Origin of the sequence: Halorubrum sp. BV1 (assembly GCF_000746205.1) — an archaeon.
Taxonomy (GTDB): Archaea; Halobacteriota; Halobacteria; order Halobacteriales; family Haloferacaceae; genus Halorubrum.
In genome coordinates, this window is sequence record NZ_JQKV01000029.1 from 1 (window position 1) to 1,410 (window position 1,410).

Sequence of the window (1,410 nt, forward strand, 5' to 3'; positions counted from 1 at the left end):
GTCCTGCTCAACCTCTCGGTCACACTCCTCCCGACCAACGGTGTCGTCGGGATTGATGCCTCCGGATTCGACCGCAGTCACGCCTCAAAACACTACACCAAGCGAACGAAGTTGACGATTCAGCAGTTGAAAGTCACGCTCCTCGTAGACACGAGATTGAACGCGATCATCGACTTACACGTGACAACGACACGAAAACACGACTCGCAAATTGCGCCGTCGCTCATCAAGCGAAATACCAGTGATGTAGCGATTCTCCTCGGCGACAAGGGATACGATGACCAGAAGATTCGTGCATTAGCTCACGAAGAGAATGTTCGTCCGGTCATCAAGCATCGAGAGTTCTCGTCACTTCACAGGGCGTGGAATGCTCGACTGGATGCTGATCTCTACGGTCAACGCAGTCAGAACGAGACGGTGAACTCTCGGCTTAAACGAAAATATGGCGCATTCGTCCGCTCACGACACTGGTGGAAGCAGTTCCGTGAACTCGTTGTCGGCTGTTTCACTCACAACATCGACAAGGCACTCTAAGCGTTAGATATAGACGACTCACTAATGAAGACCATCGTTGTCCGCGTACTTGTCGTTGCGTCTGGGGGAATAGGGGGTCAGTTCACCGTCTTTGTTATGCTGTCGGTGGCTCCGTCGTCGTCTGTGACTATCAGTTTCACCTCTGTCCCTGCTGGCACTTTGGCCTTAACAGTTTGACCGGTTTCATCGATTGTTCCATCCGCGCCTATGTCCCATTCGTATGTGACGATAGACCCGTCAGAGTCACTGGATGGCGCGGCGTCCAAGTCAACATTATCCGAACTTCCCTTCCTGTCCGTCGTGAAGTCGGCTGTCGGGGGACTGTTCGAGGGCGTGGGAGTCGCTGTTGGTGTCGGGGTAGGGGTAGGCGTCGGCGTAGGGGTCGCCGTGGGTGTCGGCGTCGGGGTTGCCGTTGGTGTAGGCGTCGGCGTTGCTGTTGGTGTCGGTGTCGCAGTGGGTGTCGGCGTAGACGTGGGCGTCGTCGGTGTCGGCGTCGGAGTTGACGCACCCTCGTCACCGAAGACTTGACCTTGGAAGAGTATAGCAGAACGACCATTCGACCGCCATACAACCGATAAATCACCACTTGGCGCTCCTGAAATCTGACACTCTGTTCCCGGTTTCACCGTCGAAATCGTCGTATCGCAGGCCTGTCCGTTGGTACCGGCATAGTTGCCTAACCAGCCGCCCGACCCGGATACGATGTACACGGCTTCTCCGTCGAGGGTGTCCCCACCAGCATGAGTGAGGGTAACTGTCGTTCCGTCTTGGTTCATTCGGAAGTCGACCAGTGGTTCACCTTCGGCCAAGTCACCGGCGAACCCAAGTACGAACGTACCGATGGTAGCCGCCAGTATAACCGTCACGGCGACCATA

General features: G+C 55.7%; 2 protein-coding genes. One reads left to right on the forward strand and one right to left on the reverse strand.

Translation table 11 applies throughout. From position 1 onward, the window contains the following. A partial coding sequence (locus EP28_RS11490) for an IS5 family transposase (protein WP_049984154.1) occupies positions 1-534 on the forward strand: 534 nt, incomplete at its 5' end. A gap of 77 nt (positions 535-611) precedes the next feature. Here EP28_RS11490 and EP28_RS13860 read toward each other — a convergent pair. After that, positions 612-1,410: type IV pilin domain-containing protein (locus EP28_RS13860; RefSeq protein ID WP_080506144.1), on the reverse strand; the 799-nt coding region annotated here is incomplete at its 5' end.